Below are 23,968 nucleotides of genomic sequence, written 5' to 3'. Positions count from 1 at the left end.
GCCGATGCCCGCCTGTGGATAACTTCGTCGGCTGTGGACAACAACCACGACGGCAGTGGATCTGGTATGACGCTGAGTCGTCGCTTAGGATCACCAGGCCAGGGCCGTGGCCGACCTCGCCGCCCCTGACCACACGTTCAGCTTCTTCGAGCCGGCCCTGACGACGCAGGGCGGCACACCGGATAATCGGGATCGGGGTTCATGGCGGATTCACCGCACGACGCTCACGCCGACTCGCACCCACCACACGATGACCGGACTCCGGTCCGGGGCAGCCACCCGGTGCCTCGGATCCCGCCGTCGCTGTTCCTGCCCCCGGCCCCCGGGCCCCGGGCCTTCCTGACCGCCGCCCCGGCCCGAGCCGTCGAGCCGCGCCCCCACCTGCCCGTACCCGTGATTCCGGCGCCGGCCCTGCCGCCCCGACCGATCCAGTCACCCGCCCCCCTGGTCCGGCTCACAGTCGACACCATCGAGTCGCCGGTGGTCACCGCGTCCGGGCCGGGTGGCGGTCCCACCGGGAAACCGGCGGGGGCCGAGTCGGAGCGGGGTGGCCTGGACCTGGTGCCGGCGCTGGTGGCCGTCGGGTTGCTCGCCGCCGTGGCGATCGGGCTGCTGCCCTTCGTCACCGCCCCGAAGCCGTCGGACGCCCCACCGGCCTCCGACTCGCCGATCGCCATCGTCGGCACCCAGTCCCTCGCCCCGACGACGATGGCGGCAGAGCCGTCGTACCCGCCCGTCGACTCGGCGCGCGCACCGTCGCTGTCCACCCGGGCCCCGCAGCCGTCCCCCACCCCGTCCGCGTCGCCCACCACCCGGCCTGCTGTCGAGTCGGCTGCGGCGTCGCCCTCCGCGACCCGGGAGGAGGCACCGCCGACCACCCGGCCGCCGGTGAGCACCAGCCCGAGACCGTCGGCCACGACCAGGCCGCCGGCATCTTCGAAACCCGAGCTCGCGGCCCTGTCACCGCTGCGGGAACGGTCACTGCGCTCGGTCGACGGCGGCCAGGTGACGTACGTCGAGTTCGTCAACCGACGGCACCAACCGGTACGCATCTTCTGGCTGGACCACGGTGGGAACCGGCGGTACTACGAGACCATCGAACCGGGACAGACCCACCGGCAGCACACCTTCGTCGGGCATCCCTGGCTGGTCACCAACCGGCACGGATGGGGGTTGGTCTGCTTCGAGCCGGGGCGGACGACCTCCGTCGCGATCATCCGCTGACCGTGGTGGCCCGGGTCGGACGACCCGGGCCACCGTCGTCCTACCGGAACCGGAAGTACTCCCAGTCACTCGTCGACGTCGAGTTCCGGGTGGTCGCGGTGAGCGTGGCCCGCACCCGGTACTTGACCCCGGTCGCCCGGGAACCCGTCCAGGTGTAGGTGACCTGGCTCGACGAGTTCACAGTCCGGCACTTGCCGCTGGTCACCGTCTTCCACTTGCCCGACCGGTGCGCCTGCACCGTGTACTTCACGCAGGCACCCTTGTTGTTCGGCGACACCCACGTCTTGGTCACCGGGTTCGACTTCTTCTGGAAGACCCGGTACGAACCCGACTTGGTGTAGGACGGCTTCACCACCGACGAGGTCATCATCGCCTTCGACGTGATCGTCCGGGAGGCCGACGCCGGCGCGTACCGGTGGTCGCCGGTGAAGGTCGCGGAGAAGACCGTACGCCGGTTCACGAGCATCGTGGTGGTCAGCTTTCCGGCGGAGTTCACCTTCCCGCACTTGAGCTGGAACTTGGACTCCCCGTGCTGCTGGGCGTGCAGACAGACCGACCGGTTGGTGTACGTCGTACCCAACTGGGCGGTGACCGTAGCCTTCCCGCCGAAGGAGTGGTCGGCGGCGTTCGTGGTGACCTTCAACGACGTGGCGGCCCGAGACACCTGCACCGTCGCCGACCCACTCGACCCCGCGTACCGCCGGTTCCCGGTGAGGGCGACGGTGTAGGTGTTGGCACCACCGACCGGCGGGGTGTCGGTGAAGGAGAAGGTCCCGTTCGCGGCAGCGGAAACGCTCGGCAGGGTACCGCTACCCGCCGCGTCCTTGCGTACCACTGTCAGGGTCCACGGCCTGGGCGGAGCCGAACCGACCCAGGCCAGTTGCCCGGTGACCGTCATCTTCGCGGCCCGGGTGGCCGACGAAGGTGCGGTGAGCTTGACCGAGGAGTTGGCACCGTCCACCCAGAGCTTCGCCGAACCGGTGGCGGCCACCCGGGTCGGGCTGCCCGGGTAGGTGACCGAGTAGGTGTGCGGCCCGCTGTCGGTCGGCACGTCGGAGACGACGAACCCACCCCCGGCATCGGTGGTGACATCCGGCAGGTGGTGGACCGTGGTCCCGGCCTGCCGGGTCACCCGCACGGTCTGCCGTCCGGGGGCCGCCTCCCCGTCGAAGGAGAGGGTGCCTCGCACCGACACCGAACCGTCCGGGTTCCCGACGGGCGTCGACACTCCGAGGGAGCTGCCTCCCCTGGTGTAATCGGACAAGACCCACAGCCGCCAACGCTCGCCGTCACGGGTGACCGCGTACAGGGTGCCGTCCGGACCGGCAGCGAGGCCGTACCGTTGGAGAGGCGACTGGGCAGGGAACTCGTACCGGTGCACCAGGGAGCCGTCCAGCCGCTGCACCTGGACCACCGAATGCCCGTCGGTGTAGCCGACGACGACGAGCGAGCCGTCCGGTGAGGTCGTCACGGCCGTCGCCATCCGCCCCGAGGGGTGCACACTCACCGGCGACAGGTCAGCCGTCGAGAATCCGACATGGTTCGTGGCCATCTGCATGTGACCACTGGTGTCGTGACGGGTGCAGGCGAGGAAGACCCGGGTGGCGTCCGGCAGCAGAGCCGCCGAGTGCAGACCGTCGCAGCTGCTCGCGGGAAGACCCACCAGCTTCTCCGGCGTACCCGACGAGACGTCGTGCAGGGTCACCCGGGACGGGAGGTACACGGCACCGGAGGTCGGGTCCCCGGTGAGGAGCAGGTTCGGGTCGCCCGGACTGGTCCGCAGCAGAGGCTCCCGATAATGCGTGCCCTCCAGTGGAAGCCCGAAAGTCATCTCGGGCGATTCGGTACGCACGTCGAGCGATCCCAGCAGACCCCGCCCGGACGAACACCCGTACCCGAAGTACAGCTTCTCTCCCGCCCACGCCAGCCAGGTCGGGCAGACCGAACGTCCCAGCGGGTACCGAGCGGTCTCGGTCAGGGTCCGGGTCGACAACGCGACGATGGTGTCGGAATCCCTGAGGGCGACGTACAGCGTCGTCGCGTCGGGGCTCAACGCCATGCCCCGGGCGTCCGGCATCGAGACCTGCCGGGCGGAGCCACCGGACAGGTCGGTGACCCGGACCCCGGAACCCATCGACCCGGTGCTGAAGTACAACTGACGGTTCGTCGAGTCGACGACCATCTCCCAGAACCCCTCGACACCGAGGTCGACCGCCCGCTCGGACGGCACCGTACGGCTCTGGGCGGCGGCACCGGGACCCGGCGCCGCGACTGTGACGACTGTGGCGGCAAGTGCCGCGATCATGACACGTGCGATCGGTTTGACCCGCACGTTCACCCCCACCTCTGTGGTCGAAGGTCGGCGCAGGTATGCCGATCCGCACAGAGGATAGGGCTACAGAGTGGAGCCACCCGCCCCGGGATGATCATGAACAGCCGGAGGTCTTCTGGTCGGACACCGATGGAGGACCCCTGGTCATCCACTCGACGAGAACCACTCCCCATCGATGCGATGACAAAAACCACCAAAGGGACGCCCCCGGCCCCCGAGGCAGGTGTACACCCGGATCACCAAGCGTGATCACCTGCCGTACCGGACGCCCAGACCCACCGACCAGCCAAGGTCATGCGGGCCGAGACTGGACCTTCGGGAATAGTCTGAAACGGATTCCCGACCTACTCGGCCTGGAGGGCTCATGGGCCGCTTGGCTCGCGGCGTAGACGCCTCGAAGTTCTGCCAGGGCACCTCCATCGTCCACGAGACCGAGGTCGTCGAATGCACGCTCGACAGCACATGCGTGCGGCCCACGAGCTTCCACCCCAAGGGCTTCCGGCCATGCGAGCGCGACGGCTGCGACCTCTGCCCATCGGGACCAGACTGGGCACACTGACCCGACGATGGCCACGGAGTGGGGCACGACCGGACTTCGCTGACGATTCGCTGACTTCGGCGCGGAAGCGGGTCCCGCTGACCATGCTTCGGGGCCGGTAGCTGGGCGGAAGCGCTCTCCGCGTAAGGGACGACCCCCGTCGGGGGGTGACGGGGGTCGTCGGGTGGTTCGGCTCCGGGGGGGTTGAGCCGAACCTGCTCGGTAGTCACGGGGGGTGCGACCACCGAGGGCCTGGGCCGGGGCGGGAACCCGGAAACTTGTCTTGCGGACAAGCATGCCTGAGCACGGCGTACACGTCGAGTGGCGTTACCTCCACTCCCTGCGAATTCCCACTCGCTCAGTGTGACGACGGTCACTGGTCAGGGTGATATTCTGACTCCTTTCCGCACTTCCTGGTCGGCATCCCACCCCGGACCGCCGCCGAGGCTCGACGATCGGGCTAGACTTTCGCGCCGTGGGCCGAGGTGCCGCTTTTTTCGATCTGGACAAGACCGTCATCGCCAAGTCGAGCGCGTTGGCGTTCGGTCGGCCGTTCTACCGGGACGGGCTGATCACTCGCCGTGACGTGGTCAAGTCGGCGTACGCGCAGCTGATGTTCCGGCTGGGCGGGACCGACGAGCAGACGATGGCCCGGACCCGGGACTATCTGGCCACCCTCTGCAAGGGCTGGCAGGTGGACCAGGTCCGTCAGATCGTCGCGGAGACCCTGCACGAGCTCATCAACCCCTACGTGTACGCCGAGGCCGCCGCCCTGATCGAGGAGCACCAGGCCGCCGGACGGGACGTGGTGCTGGTTTCCGCCTCCGGTGAGGAGATGGTCCGGCCCATCGGGGCGCTGCTCGGCATCACCGACGTCATCGCCACCCGGATGGCTGTCGAGGACGGCCGGTACAGCGGTGAGGTGGAGTTCTACGCGGCCGGGGCGAGCAAGGTCGACGGGGTCCGTGAACTCGCCGCCGAGCGGGGGTACGACCTGGCCGACTCGTACGCCTACTCGGACTCGTACAGTGATCGGCCTTTGTTGGAGTGCGTGGGTCACCCGACGGTCGTCAATCCGGACCGGGCGTTGCGCAGGCTGGCCGCCGAGTGCGAGTGGCCGGTGTTGGAGTTCCGCAACCCGGTGCCGGTCGGTCGTCGGCTGCGGGACCGGCCCGCCGTTCCGGTGGCTGCGGCGGCGCTCGGCGTCGGGGTCGGCGTGGCGATCGGGATCGCCTGGTACGGGCGGCACCGCCGCACCAAGGTCGCCTCCGCCTCCTGACCCGCCTCCACGGGTGGGGCCGCTGCCGCACCGTCGCTCAGGCGGCGGCGAGGACCTCGTCGCCGATCTGGGTGAGCTGGTCGGCTCCGACCTCGACGGCCGTCAGGCAGTGTCGCAGCCAGGATCGCAGGCCGTCCGGGGTACCGGTGGCGAAGGCACCTGCCGCGCCGACGTACTCCGGTTCCCGTTCGGCGTGGCCGACGTCGACGGGGAGCAGGCCACGCGGGTCGAACCCGCTGGCGATCAGGACGAGCCGGGCGGCGGCCCGGGCCACCACCGGGGCGGGACCGGGGAACGGCCGCAGCGCCAGCAGCTCGCCGTGCACCACGGCGGCCAGGACCAGGGGGTCGACCGAGGTCCCGCCGGTGACCAGGGCGGCCAGGCCGTCCAGTCGGGCACCGACGACCGGGTCGGCGACCGGACGCCCCAGATCCTCTGCGGGTACGACGTCGCGCGCGGCGAGCACGTGCAGCTTGGCCAGCACCTGTCGGGGTGCCGTCGGCCACCGCTCGGCCAGCCCGGGGACGGCCCCGGCGACCCGGAGGGCGCCCTGGAGGACCGGGTCGGTGACGGTGCCCGCCCGGACCGCCTCCCGCTCGTGGGCCTGCCCCTGGAGGGCGGCGCTGGCCACGGCGGACCGCAGGCTCACCTCGGCGACGACCTGGCCGCCGTGCCGGCGCAGGGCGCGGTGCCAGAGGGCCTTGTCGAACCGGTCGCGGGCCCGGGCGACGGCGGGGGCGATGTCGGCGAGTTCGAGCAGCGGGGCGAGCGGGTCGGCGGTCACCCCGCCACGCTAGCGAAACCCCCGACCAGGCCGCCCGGACACCCGCGCGCACCCGCGACTGGATCGGGCCGGCCCCTGGGCACCCGCGCCCACCCCGGACGGGATCCGGCCGTCCCGTCGCAGCCGGGAGGGAGAGGCGGTGAGGGGACGTACGGGTCGACGGGGAACCCTTCCCTACAGCTCGGCGCGGGGTGGGGGCCGCTCGGCGCGACTGACGGCGTACGGGTCGCCCGACAGGGGGTACCCGGTTAACCTCAGCGTCATCGAGACCCAGGTCACGTCGGCGGAGAAGGAGTAGGGCATGAGTGGTGAGGCACTGGCCAACCTGCTGAACGAGACGAGGCAGTTCCCGCCGCCGGCCGAACTCGCCGCGCACGCCAACGTGACCGCCGGGGCGTACGAGGAGGCGGCCACCGACCGGTTGGCCTTCTGGGCCCGCCAGGCCGAGCGGCTGACCTGGTCGAAGCCGTGGGACACGGTGTTGGACTGGTCGAACCCGCCGTTCGCGAAGTGGTTCGTGGGCGGGCAGCTGAACGTGGCGTACAACTGCCTTGATCGGCATGTCGAGGCGGGCCGGGGCGACAAGGTGGCGATCCACTGGGAGGGCGAGCCGGGTGACACCCGGACCCTGACCTACGCGGACCTGCACCGGCTGACCTGTCAGGCGGCGAACGCGCTGACCGCGTTGGGGGTGGGCGCCGGTGACCGGGTGGCGATCTACCTGCCGATGGTGCCGGAGGCGGCGGTGGCGATGTTGGCCTGCGCCCGGATCGGTGCCACGCACAGCGTGGTCTTCGGTGGCTTCTCGGCCGACTCGTTGAGCAACCGGATCCAGGACGCCTCGGCCAAGGTGGTGATCACCGCCGACGGCGGCTACCGGCGGGGGAAGCCGTCGGCGTTGAAGCCGACGGTGGACGAGGCGGTGGAGAGGTGCCCGTCGGTGGAGGCGGTGCTGGTGTTGCGCCGTACCGGTGAGGAGGTGGCCTGGACGGCGAAGGACCACTGGTGGCACGAGACCGTGGAGACCGCTTCGGCTGAGCACGCGGCGCAGCCCTTCGACGCCGAGCACCCGCTGTTCATCCTCTACACCAGTGGCACGACGGCCCGGCCGAAGGGCATCCTGCACACCACCGGTGGCTACCTGACCCAGACGTCGTACACCACGCACGCGGTCTTCGACCTGAAGCCGGAGACGGACGTGTACTGGTGCACCGCCGACATCGGCTGGGTCACCGGGCACTCGTACATCGTGTACGGCCCGCTGAGCAACGGCGCCACCCAGGTGATGTACGAGGGCACCCCGGACACCCCGCACAAGGGCCGGTTCTGGGAGATCGTCGACAGGTACGGGGTGACGGTCCTGTACACCGCGCCGACCCTGATCCGGACGATGATGAAGTGGGGCGAGGAGGTCCCGGCCGGCTACGACCTGTCCTCGCTGCGCCTGCTGGGCAGCGTCGGCGAGCCGATCAACCCCGAGGCGTGGATGTGGTACCGGCAGTACGTGGGGCGGGGTGAGCTGCCGATCGTGGACACCTGGTGGCAGACGGAGACCGGGGCGATGATGATCTCCCCGTTGCCGGGGGTGACGGCCGCGAAGCCGGGCAGCGCGATGGGTGCCCTGCCAGGGGTGGTCGCCGACGTGGTGGACGACCAGGGTCAGTCGGTGCCCGACGGCGGGGGCGGCTACCTGGTGCTGCGGGAGCCGTGGCCGTCGATGCTGCGGACGATCTGGGGTGACGACAACCGGTTCGTCGAGACGTACTGGTCCCGGTTCGGCGCGGGGGTGGGCGCCGGCGACGAGTGGGTCTACTTCGCCGGGGACGGGGCGAAGAAGGACGGCGACGGTCATCTCTGGCTGCTCGGTCGGGTGGACGACGTGATGCTGGTGTCGGGGCACAACATCTCCACCACCGAGGTGGAGTCGGCCCTGGTCAGTCACCCGTCGGTGGCGGAGGCGGCGGTGGTCGGGGCGACCGACCCGACGACCGGTCAGGCCATCGTGGCGTTCGCCATCCCCCGGGGGAGCGCGGAGATCTCCGGGGAGGCGGGTGAGCAGCTGATCGTCGAGTTACGTAACCACGTGGCGAGGACGTTGGGGCCGATCGCCAAGCCCCGGCAGATCATGTTGGTGCCGGAGCTGCCCAAGACCCGGTCCGGCAAGATCATGCGCCGGTTGCTGCGGGACGTGGCGGAGAACCGGTCGCTCGGCGACGTGACGACGTTGCAGGACTCCTCGGTGATGGAGCTGATCTCCTCGGGGATGCAGGGCGGCAAGTCGGACGACGACTGACGAATCTCCGATCCCGGCCATACCAGCAGGTGAGTGGCGGTCCGTACCCGGACCGCCACTCATCGCTTTTGCGGGAAATCCGAAATCCCCGTTTCGGCCGACGCAGAGTCAGGTGACCGACACCGCGCGTCCACCCGTGCTGCCGCCTGGGCAGATGTGACGGAGGGCGACCGGGCGCCCAAATTCTTGCAACAAATCGACGTGTCCTTCTTCCCACGCGTCCCACCGGTGTCTATGTTCACCATGAGTCCCATGACTGGGATCAATTTCCACCGGCCCCGTACCACCCCCGTGGGGCCGGTTCCCTCACACCGGAGGTACCACGTGCGCAAAGTCGCAGTGGGTCTGCTCGGGCTCTCGCTGACGGCGACAGGACTGGTCGCGACGACGTCCGCGAGCGCCGCGCCGCAGCCGGAGTCGCCGGTGGCCGCCCAGTCGGCCGCTGAGCCCGCTCACGCCGAGCACGACCTGCCCAACCCGTTGGAGGACAAGCGCCGCGCCCTGCGCCAGAAGGGACTCACCGACGTCCTGACCGGCCGGGCCGAGGCCCAACGGATCAACGGCAGCACCGTCGTGAAGGTCGGCGAGGCCGCCGTCAGTCCGACCGGCCCCGCGGCCCGTTCCGCCCGGGTGGGCGGTGGCAAGAACAAGGACCAGTACGTCGAGCTGTCCCGGGAGCAGACCGACCAGATCTTCGTGATCCTGGCCGAGTTCGGCAACGACAGGCACCCTGACTACCCGGACAAGGACACCGACCCCGGCACGCCGGGGCCGATCAAGTTCGACGGTCCGTTGCACAACGAGATCCCGGAGCCGGACCGTACGGTGGACAACTCCACCGTCTGGCAGGCCGACTACGACCAGGCGCACTTCGAGAAGCTCTACTTCGGCACCGACCGTGGGGACGAGTCGCTCAAGCAGTACTACGAGGCCCAGTCCTCGGGTCGCTACAGCGTCGAGGGGACCGTCACCAACTGGGTGAAGGTCAAGTACAACGAGGCCCGGTACGGCCGCTCCAGCGACCCGAAGGCCGACGACGACCCGACCGGCGACCCGGCGGTCTGCTCCGACATCGTCTGCGACAACGTCTGGGACCTGGTCCGGGACGCCGCCAACCAGTGGGTCGTCGACCAGAAGGCCCAGGGCCGCACCGACGCCCAGATCGCCGCGGACGTCAAGGCGATGGACAAGTGGGACCGGTACGACCACGACAGCGACGGCAACTTCAACGAGCCGGACGGCTACATCGACCACTTCCAGATCGTGCACGCCGGCGGCGACATGGCCGACGGTGACCCGATCCAGGGCGAGGACGCCATCTGGAGCCACAGGTGGTACGCCTACAACACCCAGATGGGTCAGACCGGTCCGCCGAACTTCCCGGCCGGTGGCACGCAGATCGGCAACACCGGCGTCTGGATCGGTGACTACACCATCCAGCCGGAGAACGGTGGCCGCAGCGTCTTCTACCACGAGTACGGCCACGACCTCGGTCTGCCGGACGACTACAACGTCCTCAGCGGCGGGGACAACAACAACGAGCACTGGACGCTGATGGCGCAGAGCCGCCTGGGCGGCAAGAACGACGGCGGCATCGGCGAGCGCGGTGGCGACCTCGGGGCGTGGAACAAACTCCAGCTCGGGTGGCTCGACTACGAGGTGGTCGTGGCCGGCGAGAAGCGCACCCTGAAGCTCGGCCCGCAGGAGTACAACTCCGACAAGCCGCAGGCCGCGGTGGTGGTCCTGCCGAAGCGGGAGTACACCTTCGACAACGGTGCGCCGTTCGAGGGGACCAAGCAGTTCTTCTCCGGCAACGACGACGACCTGAACACCAGCATGACCCGGACGGTGGACCTCACCGGGAAGTCGTCGGCGGCCCTGACCTTCAAGGGCCGGTACGAGATCGAGGAGAACTACGACTACCTGTTCATCGAGGGCTCGGTGGACGGTGGGGCCACCTGGACCACCCTGCCGGGCACCATCGACGGCACGGCGATCCCGCCGATCTCCAACTCGGACCCGCGTCCGGCGATCGACGGCAGCACCGGTGGCGAGTGGGTCGACGTCGCCGTCCCGCTGGACTTCGCCGCCGGTCAGGTGGCTCAGGTCCGGCTCCGGTACCAGACCGACGGTGGCGTCTCCGCCGGCGGCTTCTACGGTGACGCCTTCACCGTGGTCGCCGACGGCCAGGTGATCGCCGACGACGGTGCCGAGGACGGCCCGGGTGACTGGACGCTGCGGGGCTTCAGCATCGCCGAGGAGACCTACACCCGGCTGTTCGACAACTTCTACATCGCCGGACACCGGTCGTACGTCTCGTACGACAAGTACCTCAAGACCGGCCCGTACTTCTTCGGGTACGCCAACACCAAGCCCGACTGGGTGGACCACTACGCGTACCAGGAGGGTCTGCTGATCTCGTACTGGAACACCCGGTGGGCGGACAACGACACCTTCGCCCACCCGGGTGAGGGCCGGAACCTGATCATCGACTCCCGGCCCAAGCCGATCAGCAACCTGACCGGCCAGCCGTGGCGGGCCCGGATCCAGGTGTACGACGCCCCGTTCAGCCTGCGCAAGGCCGACTCGTTCACCCTGCACCTGAACAGCCAGCCGCAGTACATCCGGGGCCAGGCGGCGCAGCCGCTCTTCGACGACACGAAGAAGTACTGGTACGCGGAGCTGCCGAACCACGGCGTCAAGCTCCCCGCCACCGGGACGAAGATCCGGGTCGTGGAGGAGGACGGCACCTCGCTGAAGGTCCGGTTCTCCTGATCGATCGATCAGTCGCACCATCGCCGCCCGGGCAGGTCACCCTGCCCGGGCGGTGCCCGTGTACGCCCTGGTCGCAGGGGTCCCGGGGCACCCGGTCGGAGACGCCTGCGGCACCGGCGGGTCGGGTGGCCCCGGCCGACGGCGGCGGGGTCCTAGGCTGTCAGGCATGACCGAGCAGCGTGGCGGCCCCTTCGACGAGTCCTGCGTGCTGACCCCCGGGCCGTGGACCCACCGGTTCGTCGGGGCCAACGGCAGCCGGTTCCACGTCGTCGAGGCCGGCGCGGGCCCGCTGGTGCTCTTCCTGCACGGCTTCCCCGAACACTGGTGGGCCTGGCACGAGATGCTCCCGGCGGTCGCCGACGCCGGTTTCCGGGCGGTCGCCGTCGACCTGCGCGGCTACGGGGCCAGCGACAAACCACCCCGGGGGTACGACGGCTACACCCTCGCCGCCGACATCGCCGGGCTGATCCGGGGCATGGGGGAACGCTCCGCGACGGTCGTCGGCACCGGGGCCGGGGGGCAGATCGGGTGGACCGCCGCCTCGTTCCACCCCACCCTCGTACGCCGACTGGTGGTCCTCGGGGCACCGCACCCGTTGCGCCTCCGCGCGGCGATCTTCGCCGATCCACGCGGACAGTTCGCCGCCTCCACCCCGGCGCTGAAGTTCCAGCTCCCCCGGTACGAACACGTCCTGACCCGCGACGACGCCGCCGAGGTGGAGGCGACCCTGCGTCGGTGGGGCGGGCCACGCTGGGTCTCCGGCCCGGACTTCCCGGCGTACGCCCGGCAGTGCCGGGACGCGATGCAGATCCCCCAGGCGGCGTTCTGCGCCATGGAGGGCTACCGGTGGGCCTTCCGTTCGGTGCTGCGCCTACACGGGTACCGGTTCGTCAAGCTGATGCAGCGGCCCCTGGTCACCCCCACCCTGCAACTGCACGGGGCACTCGACGAGGCGTCGCTACCGCGTACCGCCCAGGGTTCCGGCCGGTACGTCACCGCCCCGTACGAGTGGCGGCTCCTCGACGACGTGGGTCACTTCCCGCACCTCGAAGCCCCCGACCTGGTCCTCGGCGAGATCCTGCGCTGGGCGAAGTCCTGACCGTTGGTGGCGACGACCGGCTTCCGGGGTGGTCAGAGCCGCTGCTCCCGCAGGTCGGCGACCTCGGTCGTCGGTGCCCAACCCTGGTAGACACCGAACTCGAACGCCTCCAGCCCCATCGCCTGGGCCACCGGCCACCTGCCGCCCGTGTACTCCACCCGCAGCCATCCGTCGTGCTCGGCCAGGACGATGAACGGCTGCCCCTGCCAGGTGCAGGTGGTACGCACGTACACCAGATCCTCGACCTCGCGGACGGGCAGCACCCGGACGTAGCGCCCCGGGCGGATCTCCTCGAACCCGTCCCCCGGTTCGGGCTGGTACAGCCGGACCTCGTCCCCGTCCGGGCTGGCCTGGTACTCCCGGTCCCGCCACCGGGCGACGTAACCGTCACGCATCAGGAGTCACCGACCTGACGCCAGCGCAGCGCGTCGGTGTCCAGGGTGGCCACCAGGTGCTCGGTGCCGGTGGAGCTGATCCGCCACAGCTGAGCCCCGTACGGCAACCGGGCGCTGTCCACCTTGAACTCGGCGATCACGTCGCTGCTCTCCCCGGGTGCGAACCCGTTGCCCCGGAACGGGGGGCGCTCGATCACCCAGCCCTCCATCGCCCGCATCGCGTCCTCGTTCTGCCCGCCGTACGGGATCCGGTAGAGGCTGGGGCGGTGCGCCGGCCAGCGCAGGACGTAGATCTCGTCGGCGTCCCTGGCGAACGGCGAGTCGGGGTAGGCCAGTCCGAGCGCCTCGTGCAGGCGGGCCGGGGTGTTCAGGTGGGCCAGTTCGCTCGCCCGGTGCACGAACCCCGACACCCGGTCGTAGCCCCGCTCCAGGTAGTAGGCGAGCTGACTGGGTGCGACGGCCTTCTGCATCACCACCGGCAGGTTGGCGTCGACCGTCGGTGGGGTGTTCCGGGGGCGTACGGCCGGTTCGGCGGCACCACCGGCGGTCGGCGGTTCCTCGACGTCGGCACCGAGGCCCACCTCGGCGGCCCAGTTCGCCAACCCGACGATCTGTTCCCCGGGCAGCTTCGCCCCGATCGGGGTGCCCGGGTTGACGGCGAAGAGCCAGTCCTCGTCCGGCCATGCCCTGATCAGCTGGACGAACTTCACCAGCACCGTGTCGACGGTGACGGTGTGGTGGTCGGCCAGGCGCTCCGGCGAGGTGTGCACCACCACGTACGTCTCGCCGTCGAGGCGCTCGGTGCGCCAGACGAAACCCGGGTCGCCGGGGCGACTCCCCGCCGCCGACTCGGGCGCGACAGGCAGGAGGACCCGGGCGAGGAGCAGGGTGGAGAGGAAGCTGTCGGTGCTGCCGCTGCCGGCGGCGGTGAGCAGGTCCTGCTCGACCGCGTTCGCCGGCCGGAAGTCCGGCTCCGGCGTCGCCTCCGGCTCGGCTGCCTCGTCCGGTGCAATGACAGCAGTCGGGACGTCCGAATCGATGACAGCTGTCGGGTCGTCCGATGCGATGACGCTGGTCGGGACGTCCGAATCGATGGCAGCCGTCGCGTCGTCCGACGCGATGACAGCGGTCGGGTCGTCCGGGGTCGGTGTGGGTGCGTCCCGGTCGGCGTCGGCGCGGTCCTCCGCCGGCTTCGGGGACTCCGGGGACGGGGTCGCCGGCTCGGGCGGGAAGTCCGGGGCCACTACGGCGGTCCCCGGTTCCTCGGCGCCGGTGAAGGCGACGATCGGACGGTCCGGGGTCGGATCGGTTCCCGCCGTCGAGGGGGTCTGCGCGGCACCGGGTCCGGTGTCGAGATCGGGCAGTTCCCGGGCCTCGATCACGGTGCCCTCGATCACGATCGGGGAGGGCGGACGGCGAGGGGTGGGCACGTCGAAGGCCGGTTCGGCGACCGAGGCCGGTTCCGAGCGGGTCTCCTGCGCCTCGGCCAGGTCGGTGGTGGGCGGATCCACCGTCGGGACCCGCGCCGTCTCCTCGTGCGGGGTGGCGATCCGTACGGTCGCCTGGTCCGCCGGGGTGGCATCGGCTACGCCGTCGGGGGCGACGATCCGTACGGTCGCCTGGTCCGTGGGCGCAGCCGCCGGGGTGGCCGGGGGTTCGACGGACGCCTGTGGGGCGGACGCCTCGTCGGCGGGACCGAGGTTGCTGGGGTCGAGGTGGGCGGCCTTCAGGTCGGCCAGGTCGCGGGCGGAGAACCGGGGACCGGGAGTGTCCTGACCGGCGGTGCCCGACGACGGGGTGTCCCGCTGCGCGTCGTCCCGGTCGAAGGTGCTCCGGTGTGGAGTGCTCCGGTTCGGCTCGGTGCGGTAGGCGGCACCGAGATCCCGCGTGGGCTCGGCCACCCCGGCACCCGCCGCCGCACCCGTCGACGCACCGGCCGCCGTCGACGCACCAGCCGACGCCGACGGACCGGTCCCTGCGGTAAAGGCCGCCGCCGACGGGTCGGTCCCCACCGCACCGGCCGCCGCCGACGGGTCCGCCCCAGCTGCACCGGTCGTCGAGGACAGGCCGGTCGCCGACGCGCGCTGCGGTGGTGGCACCCCGGCCGCCCGTCGCCGGACCGAGGCCGGTTCCCAGAAACTGGTCGACCCGCTGTTGCCGGTGGTCGCCGCCCGGAGTTCGGGGTGTTCCGCCAGCGGCGTACCCGAGGCTGCGGGGGGCTGTGGGCTGCGGTTCTGCCCCTCGGCGGAGGGCGGGGCATCGGCCCGCGGCCAGGCGGCCGGCAACGCCCGGGTGGCCTCGTCGGCCGGGCCGGGGCCGGGACGCTGCGCCGACAGCGGGCGGGTGGCGTCCTCCGCCGGGCCGGGTCCGGGCCGTCGAGCCGACATCGGGCGGGTGGGCTCGTCGGCCGGGCCGGGTCGCTGCGCCGACAGGGGCCGGGTCGCCTCGTCGGCGGGGATCCCACCCCGGTATGCGCGGGTGGCGTCCGGGTCGACCGGACGCCGGGCGGCGAGCGGCATCGCCCGGGTGGGTTCGCCCACCTCCCCACCGACGCCGGGTGACCGGCTGGCCTCCGGGTGCCCGGATCCGAACTGGAGAGCGCGGGTGGCCTCGGCGGCGGTCGACGGCCGGAGCGCCTGGGTGGGCTCGGCAGGCGACGGGCGGAGCGCCTGGGTCGCCTCCTCCGCCCTCGGCGTCGGGCTCGCCGGGTGGGGGGCCTCCTCGCCGGGGGAACGCAGTGCCCTGGTGGCCTCCGGGTCCGTGCCGAACTGGAAGGCGGGAGCGTGGTGTTCGGCGGCCGATCCGGCCGGTCGGCGGCTCGGGAAGGGCTGCCCGCCGAGCCCGCCACGCGTCGGCGGGGTGGCCCGCAGGCCCGGCCGGGACGGGTCGACAGGCGGTTCACGACGGGGTGCCGGCTCGAAGAGGGAGGGCTCGGCGGCAGCGGGACGAGGTGTGGCCGGGGAGGTCGGTGCGTTCGGCGAACCCGGCCTGGTCAGCCAACCGTTGGCCGCAGCGGTACGCCCGGTGTCGGTAGGCGGTGTCGCCGGAGGCGCCGGGGAGGTCGGCGGTGGCGCGGCCGACCCCGTCGGTGAAGTCACCGGTGGGGGTGGGGGTGTCGCGGGGGGCGGTGGGAACTGCTCACCGCCGGCCGGGGTGGCCCCCGGTGCCCCGTTCGGATAGGTGGTGGGACCGGCGGCGGGCCGGTGCGGCCCGAACGGTGCGGTCTCGGCCCGGTCCGGTGTCGCCGGTGGTGGATACCCGGCGGGGCGGGGCGGGGCGTCACGTTCCGGTGGGGCGGGGGTGTTGCGCGCCCGGGCCAGGGACTCCACCCGTTCGAGCCGGGCGCGGGCGCCCATGGTGCGGCCCGGCAACCGGACGTCGCCCCGGGAGAGCTGGGCGACGAACCAGGCCGGCAGGTAGCCCTCGATGGGCAGCCCCGGGTTCACCGCCAGCCACCACTCGTGGTTGGGCCAGCCGGAGGCCAGGTCGGCGTAGGCGGTGCGACGGCTGGACCCGGCGTTCTCGCCGAGGCTGGCGCGCAGCGCGGCGGCGGAGGTGAAGGCGAGCACGTGGGTGCGTCCGCCGGTGGTCCAGGTCCCCCAACCCGCTGCGGTCCGGTTGGCGAGCGACTGCGCCGACACCGGTAACAGCAGGTCGGTGCGGGCCAGGATCCGGAAGTAGAGCTCCTGGTCCTGGGCGCGCAGCGCGTCCCGCATGGCCACCTCGGCATCGGTGGCCGGCTCCCATCCGGTCACGGCCACCTCTCCTCCCTGGCACGGGCCATAGCTATCGCCTACAACCTACAAGGTAGTAACAAGATCACAATCCCACGGTTGGCACCGGTCCGCGCCTCGACCTGCCGAGCGATAACATCCTGTTCCGGTGCCGACACGAGGCGGAGGCGATCGATGTCCCGGTGCCCGGTTCTCCCGGTTCCGGCACGCCTGGTCGGCCTGGCAGGCCTGGCCACGGCCCTGACGATCGCCGTCGCCGGCCCGGCGGGTGCGACCCCTGTCACTTCCGCCGTCGGTCCGGCGCTCGCGCAACGGACGGCGCCGGGCTGCGCGTCGCCGCCCGCGCCCGCCCGCCCGGTCGCCGAGGCACCGTGGCCGCACCTGAGGTACGTCCCCGACCGGCTCGCCCCGCTCGCCACCGGTGCCGGTGTGACGGTCGCAGTGATCGACTCCGGGGTGGACCGGCGGCATCCCCAACTGGCCGGACGGGTCCTCGACGGCAGTGACTTCCTCGACCGTCCGGGCGACGGCACCCGAGACTGCGCCGGCCACGGGACGGGGGTGGCCAGCATCATCGCCGCCTCCCCACGGCCCGGGATCGCCTTCCGGGGGCTGGCCCCCGAGGCCCGGATCCTGCCGGTCCGGGTCAGCGAGCAGCAGGTGGTCGACGGGCAGGAGTCGGGCCGTACGGTCGAGGCGGCCGAGTTCGCCAAAGCGATCCGGTGGGCGGTGGACCGGGGTGCTCAGGTGCTCAACCTCTCCGTGGTCCTGTACGCCGATGATCCGGCGGTACGGGAGGCGGTGGCCCACGCCGTCGACCGGGACGTGGTCGTGGTGGCCGCCGCCGGCAACCTGCACGGCAGCGGGGATCCGGTGCCCTATCCGGCGGCGTACGAGGGGGTCCTCGGGGTGGGTGCGCTCACCCCGGCCGGTTCCCGCGCCGACTTCTCCCAGACCGGGCCGTACGTGGACCTGGTGGCACCGGGCAGTGAGGTGCTGCTTGCCGTACCCGGGGAGGGCCACCGGAGCGCGGACGGCACCAGTTACGCCACCCCGTTCGTGGCGGCGACGGCCGCGCTGGTGCGGCAGTACCGGCCGGACCTGACCGGGGTCGAGGTGGCCCGCCGGATCGTCGCCACCGTCGACCCGGCGCCGGGTGGTTCGGCGGACGGGTACGGCGCGGGCGTGTTGAACCCGTACCGCGCGATCGCCGAGACCGCACTGTCACAGCACCCGTCCGGGTCCCCGGCAGCGGGCCTGCCGGACGACCGGGCCGACCCGGAGGCGGTGGCGCGCCAGGCCCGGCGGGCGAGGGCCGAGGACCGGGCGACACTGATCGCCTCGGTCGCGGCGGCGGTGGTGACTGTCGCCGTCCTGACCGCGTTGGTGCTGCCGAGAGGGGTACGACGCCGGTGGCGCCCCGCCGGATCGGCCTGACCACGACCCGGTTCCACCCGCAGATCGGGGACAGTCGGTGGTGGTGGGCGGTGGTGGCACCCGCACGCCGGTGGACCGGTACCACCATCTCCGTCACTGGAAGAGGTTGACGTTGCGCTTCTCGGTGTTGAGGTAGTCCGCTGCGGAGTCGTCCACAGCGATCTTGATGTCGCGCAGCATCGCCTGGAGGTCCTGCGAGGCGGTCCGCCACCGGGACTGGCGGACCTGGTAGGCCTGCTGCGCGTCACCGGCCCAGGTGGCGACCAGCGGAGCGGCGTCCCGTTCCAACTGCCCGAGCTGCGATTCGAGCGTGTTCAACGCCCGCTGGATGTCCGCCCCCGCCTGCTGCAACGCGGCGAAGTTGACGACAAGCACACCATTGTCCATCGACGTTCCCCTTCTCGATTCCGGGCCGGTTCCTACGCGTACGGTGCTCAGAGGGGGAGCTGGATGCCGCCACGGTTGGTGCCGGACACCCGGCCCGCCGCTTCGGCGTCGGCGACGTCGTACTGCCGACCGGCGGTACGGATCGCCTGGGCGGTCTCCCGCAGCGCCCGCTGCAACGCCGCCTGGTCCTGCCCCCACTGCTGCTTGACCTGCTCGAACGACCGGCCACCGGCACCACGCCAGGCCTGTTGCAGAACCTGGAGTTGGGCCATCAGGCCGGTGAGCATGCTCTGCAACGACTGGTCCACCTGCTCGAACTTCGCGGCGGTCGACTGCATCACCGCAGCTTCCGACTGGGTCTGGGACACCCGGAGGTCACCTCGTCTCATCGGTCCTGGCCGATCCACCCGGCCCGCCCCGGTGGGGACGCACCATCTGCCCGAGTCGACGGCCGGGTGCGGATCGGTACGATTTCGTCGCTGACGGTAGTCGCCCGATGGTGGTTCTGCTACCCCCCACCGCCCCCTGTGGACAACCGTACGGTCGATGGGCAACGCAGCGCACGCGTGCGCTCTACGATGGGCGACGTCGACGAGCCCCACCCCTACGAGTGACCGGCACAGGAGGAGCGGTGACGGTTACCACCACCGGCCCGTCCGCCGACCGGGTCACCGCGCCCCGACCGGCGTCGGCCGCGCCCCGGTGGACGGTCACGGGTCGCCTGTCGGCGGTCGGCGTACGGGCCGGACAGGTGGTGGCCGCGCAGGTGGCGGTGGCCCTGCCGGTCGCTGCCCTCGGTCGGGGGGCCGGGTCGACGGCGGTGGCGGTGGTCGGTGCCGTCCTCCTGCTGACCGGGGCCTGGATCCGGGTCCGGGGTCGGTGGCTGTTCGAGTGGCTCGGCGTGGCGTGGGGTCACCTCGCCCGACGTCGGGCGGCCGGTTCGGGCGGCCTGCTCGACCGGGTCGCCCCCGGTGCGACGATCCAGGCCGCCGAACCGGCGGGCCACCCCGGGGCCGTGGTGGACGACCCCACCGGCCTGGCGGTCCTGCTGGAGCTGGGTGATCCGGGTGACCTGCTGGGGCGGGGCCGACAGCAGGTGCCCTCGCCGTCGGAGTTGCTGCCCCCGCCGACCGCACCCGGTCCGCCGGTGCGGGTCCAACTCCTGCTCGGTGGTGCCCCGGCCCCGGCCGTGGGCACCGGGGCGGGGGCGGCGGCCACGTCGTACCGCCAGTTGACCGACGGCCGGCTGCCCGCGTGGGGGCGGGCGGTCCTGGTGGTCCGGGTGCTGCGTACCGACGGCTTCTCGGACGAGGAGCTGCGACGCCGCCTCGCGGGCCTGGTCCGACGGACCGTCCGCCGACTCGGCCCGGTCTCCGCCCGCCCTCTCGGGGAGCACGCCGCACTCCGGGTCCTCGCCGAGTACGCCCACCACGACGCCGACCCGCCGGTGCAGGAGACCTGGAAGTCGGTGCGGACGGGTCCACTGTCGCAGGCCACCTTCCGGCTGCGCCGGTGGCCGACCGACTGCCGAGGGCTGATCCCCCGGCTGCTCGCCCTGCCCGCCGCGTCGACCACGGTGTCCCTCTCCGCCGGCCCGTCGACCGGCACCGATCCACCGGCGGTGCAGCTGACCGTACGGCTGGCCGGGTGGAATCCGGCCGAGTTGGCCGGGGCGGGGCAGGCGCTGCACCGGCTGGTGACCGGCACCGGCGGGGAGGTCAGCCGACTGGACGGGGAACACCTCCCCGGGTTGGCCGCCACCCTGCCGCTGGCGCTGCCCACCGCCTACCCGTCCACAGGGGGGCCGGAACCGGCGGACCTGGAACCGGCCCTCGACGAGGCGGGTCTGATGGTCGGAGCCAACCGGCACGGTGGGGCGCTGACGGTTCGGCTGTTCCGGCCGGAGCCCACCAGGATCGTGCTGGTCGGTGGGGTCCGGGCAGCTCAGCTGCTGCTCCTGCGGGCGATGGCCGCCGGTGCCCGGGTGGCGGTCCAGACCGCCAGACCCCGCAGCTGGGAGCCCTTCGCCCGGGGCGTCGGTACGCCCGGCGCGGCGATCCCACTGCTGCCGCCGGGTCGGCAGGTGGCCGGTGACCCCGCCACCGCCCTGCGTCCGCTGTTGGTGGTGGTGGACGCCGGTCGGATGCCCGCCGCCTTCGGCCCGGGTACGCCCTGGCAGACGGTCCTGGTCGTCCGGGACGAATTGACCCCGACCGACGTGGACCTGCTGGGCCGGGCGGATCTGGCCGTGTTGCAGCCGTTGACAGCCGACGAGGCGGCCCTGGCCGGGACGGCGTTGGGACTGGGCGGGTCGGCAGGGTGGTTGACCCGGATCCGTGCGGACATGGTGGCGGTGGTGAACCGACGCGCGCTGCGGTGGGCCCTGCTCTCGCCCACCCCGATCGAGTCACAGCTGATCGGCCGCCCCACCCGCCGGTGACCGGGCGGGGACGACGAGTACCCGACTCGGGGCCGACCGTGGCACCATGCCCGCCATGGATTCGCTGAAAGGTCCTCTGATCAGGCTCGGTTCCACAGTCGTCGCCTTCTGGTTGGCGACGCTGCTGATCCCGGGCATCGACCTACAGTCCGCCTCGGCGATCGAGACGGTGGTCACGCTGACGATCGTGTCGGTCATCTTCGGGGTGGTCAACGCGGTGCTCCAGCCGATCATCAAAGTGGTCGGTTGCGGGTTCTACCTGCTCACCCTCGGCCTCATCGCGCTGGTGGTGAACGGTCTGCTCTTCATGCTCACCGGTTGGATCGCCGGGAAGGCCGGGCTGCCGTTCGAGGTGGAGGGCTTCTGGCCGGCGGTACTGGGTGCGCTCTTCGTCGGCGTGGTCACCTGGATCCTCGGGGCGATCCTCGACCGGGACTGACCTCCGGAGGGCAGGTCGGGGCCGGTTCGCGGCCCCGACCCCCGACCGTCGTCCGGTGGGCGGAAACTCGCTGGTGGGGTGGGGCCGCGCTCCGGTTGGGTGAGCGGGTGACCGAACTGATCCGCGCGGACGGCTACCGACTCGACACCGATCCGGAGCGCCTCGACCTGGACCTGGTCCACCACTGGCTCGCCACCGACGCGTACTGGGCGGTGGGGCGGGACCGGGAGACGGTGCGCCGGGCCTTCGCCGGCTCGATCCCGTTCGGGGTCTACCGCCCGGGGGACCACCGCCAGGTGGCGGTGGCCCGGGCGGTGACCGACGGGGCGGTCTTCGGCTATCTCTGCGACGTCTACGTCGACCGCGCCGAGCGGGGTCGGGGGTTGGGCACCTGGCTCGCCGGGGCGGTCCGCGACCACCTCGCCGACCTGGGGGTACGCCGACTCCTGCTGGCCACCCTCGACGCCCAGGGGGTGTACGCGAAGCTCGGTTTCGGCCCTGTCGCACCCGGTGTGTGGATGGAACTCGACAGGCGGGTGAAGCCAGTCACCGATAAGGAACCAGAACCCGCCTCGCCCCTTACAGTCACGGAGTGACCGAACTTCGCCTGGGCTACCTGTACGGGGCGGCCGCGTACCTCTGCTGGGGTTTCTTCCCCCTGTACTGGCGACTGCTGCGCCCGACCGGCCCGCTGGAGGTGCTCGCCCACCGGATCGTCTGGTCGGTGCTCTTCGTCGCCCTGCTGCTGGCCGCCCTGCGCAACCTCGGGTTCCTGAGGTCGTTGCTGCGCCGACCCCGCACCCTCGCGGGAATCTTCCTGGCGGCGGTGCTGATCGCCGTCAACTGGGGCACCTACATCTTCGGGGTGGACACCGAGCGGGTGGTGGAGACGGCCCTCGGGTACTTCATCACCCCGCTGGTGGCGGTGCTGTTCGGGGTGACACTGCTCGGGGAGCGGCTCCGGTGGGTCCAGTGGGCGGCCCTGGGGCTCGGCGGGGTGGCCGTGACGGTGCTGACCGTGGACTACGGGCGCCCGCCCTACCTGGCCCTGCTCCTGGCCGGCAGCTTCGCCACGTACGGGCTGGTCAAGAAGCGGCTCGGGGTTCCGGCCGCCGAGGGGCTGCTGGTGGAGTCGGCGGCGCTGGCCCTGCCCGCCCTGGGCTACCTGGGGTGGCTGTCCCTCACCAGCGGGACGACCTTCGGCCGGGTCTCCACCGGGCACACGGTCCTGCTGGTGTTGGCCGGGGTGGTCACCGCCATCCCGTTGTTGCTCTTCGCCGGGGCGGCGAACCGGCTGCCGCTGAGCACCCTCGGCCTGTTGCAGTACTTCGCCCCGATCCTCCAGCTCGGCATCGGGGTGCTCGTCTTCCACGAGCCGATGCCACCGGCCCGGCTGGCCGGGTTCGTCCTGGTCTGGGCCGCGCTCGTCGCCTTCACGGTGGACGCGGTACGGCACGCCCGGCGGCAGCGGATCGCCGCCCCCGATCCGCTGCCCGCGCCCCGGCACACCTGGATCGACGGGTCACCCGGATCGCCGCCGAGCTCGGCGCGGGTCACCTGATGTCGTAGCCGAGCACCGCGGTCCCGTCCGCCCGGAGCAGTTCCAGCCGGACCAGTTCCGCCCCGGTGAACCGGGTCGCCCCGGAGATCCGCAGGTCGTCGCCGGGGGCGGCGAGCCACGAGCCGATCTGCTCCTGCGCGCCGTCCGGCCCGTACGCCACCAGCCGGAAGGTGAACGCCTTCCCGTGGCCGGCGTTCGGGTCGTACCCGCAGCGCATGGTGACCTCGGTGCCCCAGCCCTTGGCGGTCAACCCGACCTCGGCGGAGACCGGGACCGTCCCGGCCACCGGCTGCATGGCCACCATCCGGATCTCCGAGGGGGGTGCCTCGGTCTCCTGGAGGAAGGTCGCCGCGCCGAAGCCGACCACCAGGGCCAGGGAGGCGGCGACCAGCCCGGTGCCCGCGTGCCGCCAACGGTTGCGCCGCCGCTCGCCACGTCTGCGCCGCTGGGCGGAGTCCAGGAGCGAGGGCACCCGGGACGGCTCCGACGGCGGGGGCAGGAACTGGTCGACGGCGTTCGGGTCGAGTCGGCTGAGCAGGCCGGGCAGGACCGCGATCTCGGCGACCGACTCCCGGCAGGCCGAGCAGCGGGACAGGTGCCGCTCGTACGCCGCCCGTTCCCCCGGCGGCAGTGCCCCCAGCACGTACGCGCCGTCGTCGAAGGCGAATTCGCACCCGGTCATCCGGTCACTCCCATCTCAGCCAGGACCAACCGTAGTGAGCGCAGCGCGTAGTGGGTGCGGGACTTGACGGTGCCGGGCGGGACTCCGAGACGGGAGGCGGCCTCGGTCACCGACCGCCCCTGGTAGAAGCACTCGACCAGGACCTCCCGGTGGGTGGGGCTGAGTCGGTTCAACGCCTCGGCGACCGTCCAGGCCTCCACCGCACGCTCCGTCTCGTCGACCGCCGGGGGCGGCTCGGGCAGTTCGTCGGTGTACACCTCACCGATGCGGCTGGACCGCCGACGCCAGGCGTCGATCGCCAGGTTACGGGCGGTGGTGAACAGCCAGGCCCGTACCGAACCGCGCTGCGGGTCCAGCGAGTCGGGGTGCCGCCAGGCCCGCAGCAGGGTCTCCTGCACCAGGTCCTCGGCGCGTTGGCGGTCCCCGTTCACCAGCCGCAGTGCGTGCGCGAAGAGCGCCTCCGCGTGTTCGTCGTGCAGCGCGCGGAGCAGGTGGGCGTCGTGGTCGCTGATGGTCGTCTCCTCGCTCCGACGAGTGCCCAGGTGCGGTCGCCGGGGAGTACGTGCCAC

At 72.0% G+C, this 23,968-nt stretch carries 18 protein-coding genes; 10 read left to right on the top strand and 8 right to left on the bottom strand.

The features are described 5' to 3' along the window. Positions 1–282 precede the first annotated feature (282 nt). Positions 283–1,224: a hypothetical protein gene (locus WHN02_RS06800; RefSeq protein ID WP_434742557.1), complete on the top strand. Its 942-nt coding sequence runs from the start codon at positions 283–285 to the stop codon at positions 1,222–1,224. A 40-nt stretch (positions 1,225–1,264) separates the two neighbouring features. On the opposite strand, the gene WHN02_RS06795 is transcribed toward WHN02_RS06800, so the two are convergent. Continuing rightward, the gene (locus WHN02_RS06795; RefSeq protein ID WP_434742556.1) at positions 1,265–3,529 is read right to left on the bottom strand and encodes a hypothetical protein; all 2,265 of its coding nucleotides are present in this window, start codon (positions 3,527–3,529) and stop codon (positions 1,265–1,267) included. Between the two features lie 1,040 nt (positions 3,530–4,569). On the opposite strand from WHN02_RS06795, the gene WHN02_RS06790 reads away from it, so the two are divergent. After that, positions 4,570–5,373 (top strand): HAD family hydrolase, encoded by an 804-nt coding sequence (locus WHN02_RS06790; RefSeq protein ID WP_350894324.1) that lies wholly within the window; start codon positions 4,570–4,572, stop codon positions 5,371–5,373. Between the two features lie 37 nt (positions 5,374–5,410). On the opposite strand, the gene WHN02_RS06785 is transcribed toward WHN02_RS06790, so the two are convergent. Continuing rightward, positions 5,411–6,157 carry an oxidoreductase gene (locus tag WHN02_RS06785; RefSeq protein ID WP_434742555.1) on the bottom strand — a complete coding sequence of 249 codons (747 nt, stop codon included), beginning with the start codon at positions 6,155–6,157 and terminating at the stop codon, positions 5,411–5,413. 301 nt (positions 6,158–6,458) lie between these two features. Here WHN02_RS06785 and acs point away from each other — a divergent pair, with 301 nt between their 5' ends. From acs to WHN02_RS06770, 3 genes are all read left to right on the top strand, one after another. Next, positions 6,459–8,450 (top strand): acetate--CoA ligase, encoded by a 1,992-nt coding sequence (gene acs / locus WHN02_RS06780; protein ID WP_434742554.1) that lies wholly within the window; start codon positions 6,459–6,461, stop codon positions 8,448–8,450. A gap of 339 nt (positions 8,451–8,789) precedes the next feature. Continuing rightward, positions 8,790–11,225 carry an immune inhibitor A domain-containing protein gene (locus WHN02_RS06775; RefSeq protein ID WP_434743847.1) on the top strand — a complete coding sequence of 812 codons (2,436 nt, stop codon included), beginning with the start codon at positions 8,790–8,792 and terminating at the stop codon, positions 11,223–11,225. Between the two features lie 166 nt (positions 11,226–11,391). Then, positions 11,392–12,324 carry an alpha/beta fold hydrolase gene (locus tag WHN02_RS06770; RefSeq protein WP_434742553.1) on the top strand — a complete coding sequence of 311 codons (933 nt, stop codon included), beginning with the start codon at positions 11,392–11,394 and terminating at the stop codon, positions 12,322–12,324. Positions 12,325–12,356: 32 nt separating this feature from the next. Here the strand turns inward: WHN02_RS06770 and WHN02_RS06765 are convergent, their stop codons facing one another. Both WHN02_RS06765 and WHN02_RS06760 read right to left on the bottom strand, forming a co-directional pair. After that, a complete protein-coding gene (locus tag WHN02_RS06765; protein ID WP_434743846.1) occupies positions 12,357–12,722 on the bottom strand; it encodes a hypothetical protein in 366 nt (121 codons plus the stop codon). After that, positions 12,719–16,474, bottom strand: coding sequence for an SseB family protein (locus WHN02_RS06760; protein WP_434742552.1), 3,756 nt, complete (start codon positions 16,472–16,474; stop codon positions 12,719–12,721). Before WHN02_RS06760 ends, WHN02_RS06765 begins: the two co-directional genes overlap by 4 nt. A gap of 153 nt (positions 16,475–16,627) precedes the next feature. Between WHN02_RS06760 and mycP the strand changes: the two genes are divergently transcribed. Beyond that, entirely contained in the window at positions 16,628–17,890 is a 1,263-nt protein-coding gene (gene mycP / locus WHN02_RS06755) for a type VII secretion-associated serine protease mycosin (RefSeq protein ID WP_434742551.1), read from the top strand. 93 nt (positions 17,891–17,983) lie between these two features. On the opposite strand, the gene WHN02_RS06750 is transcribed toward mycP, so the two are convergent. Continuing rightward, entirely contained in the window at positions 17,984–18,277 is a 294-nt protein-coding gene (locus tag WHN02_RS06750) for a WXG100 family type VII secretion target (RefSeq protein WP_434742550.1), read from the bottom strand. 47 nt (positions 18,278–18,324) lie between these two features. Beyond that, the gene (locus WHN02_RS06745) at positions 18,325–18,645 is read right to left on the bottom strand and encodes a WXG100 family type VII secretion target (RefSeq protein ID WP_434742549.1); all 321 of its coding nucleotides are present in this window, start codon (positions 18,643–18,645) and stop codon (positions 18,325–18,327) included. Between the two features lie 263 nt (positions 18,646–18,908). Here WHN02_RS06745 and eccE point away from each other — a divergent pair, with 263 nt between their 5' ends. The 4 genes from eccE (at position 18,909) to rarD (ending at position 22,717) form a co-directional block, all read left to right on the top strand. Further along, complete coding sequence (eccE, locus tag WHN02_RS06740) at positions 18,909–20,717, top strand: type VII secretion protein EccE (RefSeq protein ID WP_434742548.1); 1,809 nt, start codon at positions 18,909–18,911, stop codon at positions 20,715–20,717. Positions 20,718–20,772: 55 nt separating this feature from the next. Then, on the top strand, positions 20,773–21,156 hold the full coding sequence (locus WHN02_RS06735; protein WP_350894333.1) for a phage holin family protein: 384 nt from the start codon (positions 20,773–20,775) through the stop codon (positions 21,154–21,156). A gap of 107 nt (positions 21,157–21,263) precedes the next feature. Beyond that, positions 21,264–21,752 (top strand): GNAT family N-acetyltransferase, encoded by a 489-nt coding sequence (locus WHN02_RS06730; protein ID WP_434742547.1) that lies wholly within the window; start codon positions 21,264–21,266, stop codon positions 21,750–21,752. Further along, positions 21,749–22,717, top strand: a complete 969-nt coding sequence (gene rarD, locus WHN02_RS06725) for an EamA family transporter RarD (protein ID WP_434742546.1) — start codon at positions 21,749–21,751, stop codon at positions 22,715–22,717. Before WHN02_RS06730 ends, rarD begins: the two co-directional genes overlap by 4 nt. Here the strand turns inward: rarD and WHN02_RS06720 are convergent. Next, entirely contained in the window at positions 22,710–23,399 is a 690-nt protein-coding gene (locus WHN02_RS06720) for an anti-sigma factor family protein (RefSeq protein WP_434742545.1), read from the bottom strand. The two genes, rarD and WHN02_RS06720, sit on opposite strands and share 8 nt — an antisense overlap. Next, positions 23,396–23,890, bottom strand: coding sequence for a sigma-70 family RNA polymerase sigma factor (locus WHN02_RS06715; RefSeq protein WP_434743845.1), 495 nt, complete (start codon positions 23,888–23,890; stop codon positions 23,396–23,398). The genes WHN02_RS06720 and WHN02_RS06715 overlap by 4 nt, the downstream gene beginning before the upstream one ends. Between the last annotated feature and the right edge of the window lie 78 nt (positions 23,891–23,968).

The sequence above is a fragment of the Micromonospora sp. SH-82 genome, from assembly GCF_051132485.1.
In the GTDB taxonomy this organism is placed as follows: domain Bacteria; phylum Actinomycetota; class Actinomycetes; order Mycobacteriales; family Micromonosporaceae; genus Micromonospora.
This window is presented reverse-complemented; position numbering and strand designations above follow the sequence as displayed.

Bases quoted from the DNA above. Each gene is read 5' to 3' on its own strand.
- WHN02_RS06795 (WP_434742556.1), bottom strand. From the start codon at position 3,529: ATGATCGCGGCACTTGCCGCCACAGTCGTCACAGTCGCGGCGCCGGGT.
- acs (WP_434742554.1), top strand. From the start codon at position 6,459: ATGAGTGGTGAGGCACTGGCCAACCTGCTGAACGAGACGAGGCAGTTC.
- WHN02_RS06770 (WP_434742553.1), top strand. From the start codon at position 11,392: ATGACCGAGCAGCGTGGCGGCCCCTTCGACGAGTCCTGCGTGCTGACC.
- mycP (WP_434742551.1), top strand. From the start codon at position 16,628: ATGTCCCGGTGCCCGGTTCTCCCGGTTCCGGCACGCCTGGTCGGCCTG.
- WHN02_RS06750 (WP_434742550.1), bottom strand. From the start codon at position 18,277: ATGGACAATGGTGTGCTTGTCGTCAACTTCGCCGCGTTGCAGCAGGCG.
- WHN02_RS06735 (WP_350894333.1), top strand. From the start codon at position 20,773: ATGGATTCGCTGAAAGGTCCTCTGATCAGGCTCGGTTCCACAGTCGTC.
- WHN02_RS06720 (WP_434742545.1), bottom strand. From the start codon at position 23,399: ATGACCGGGTGCGAATTCGCCTTCGACGACGGCGCGTACGTGCTGGGG.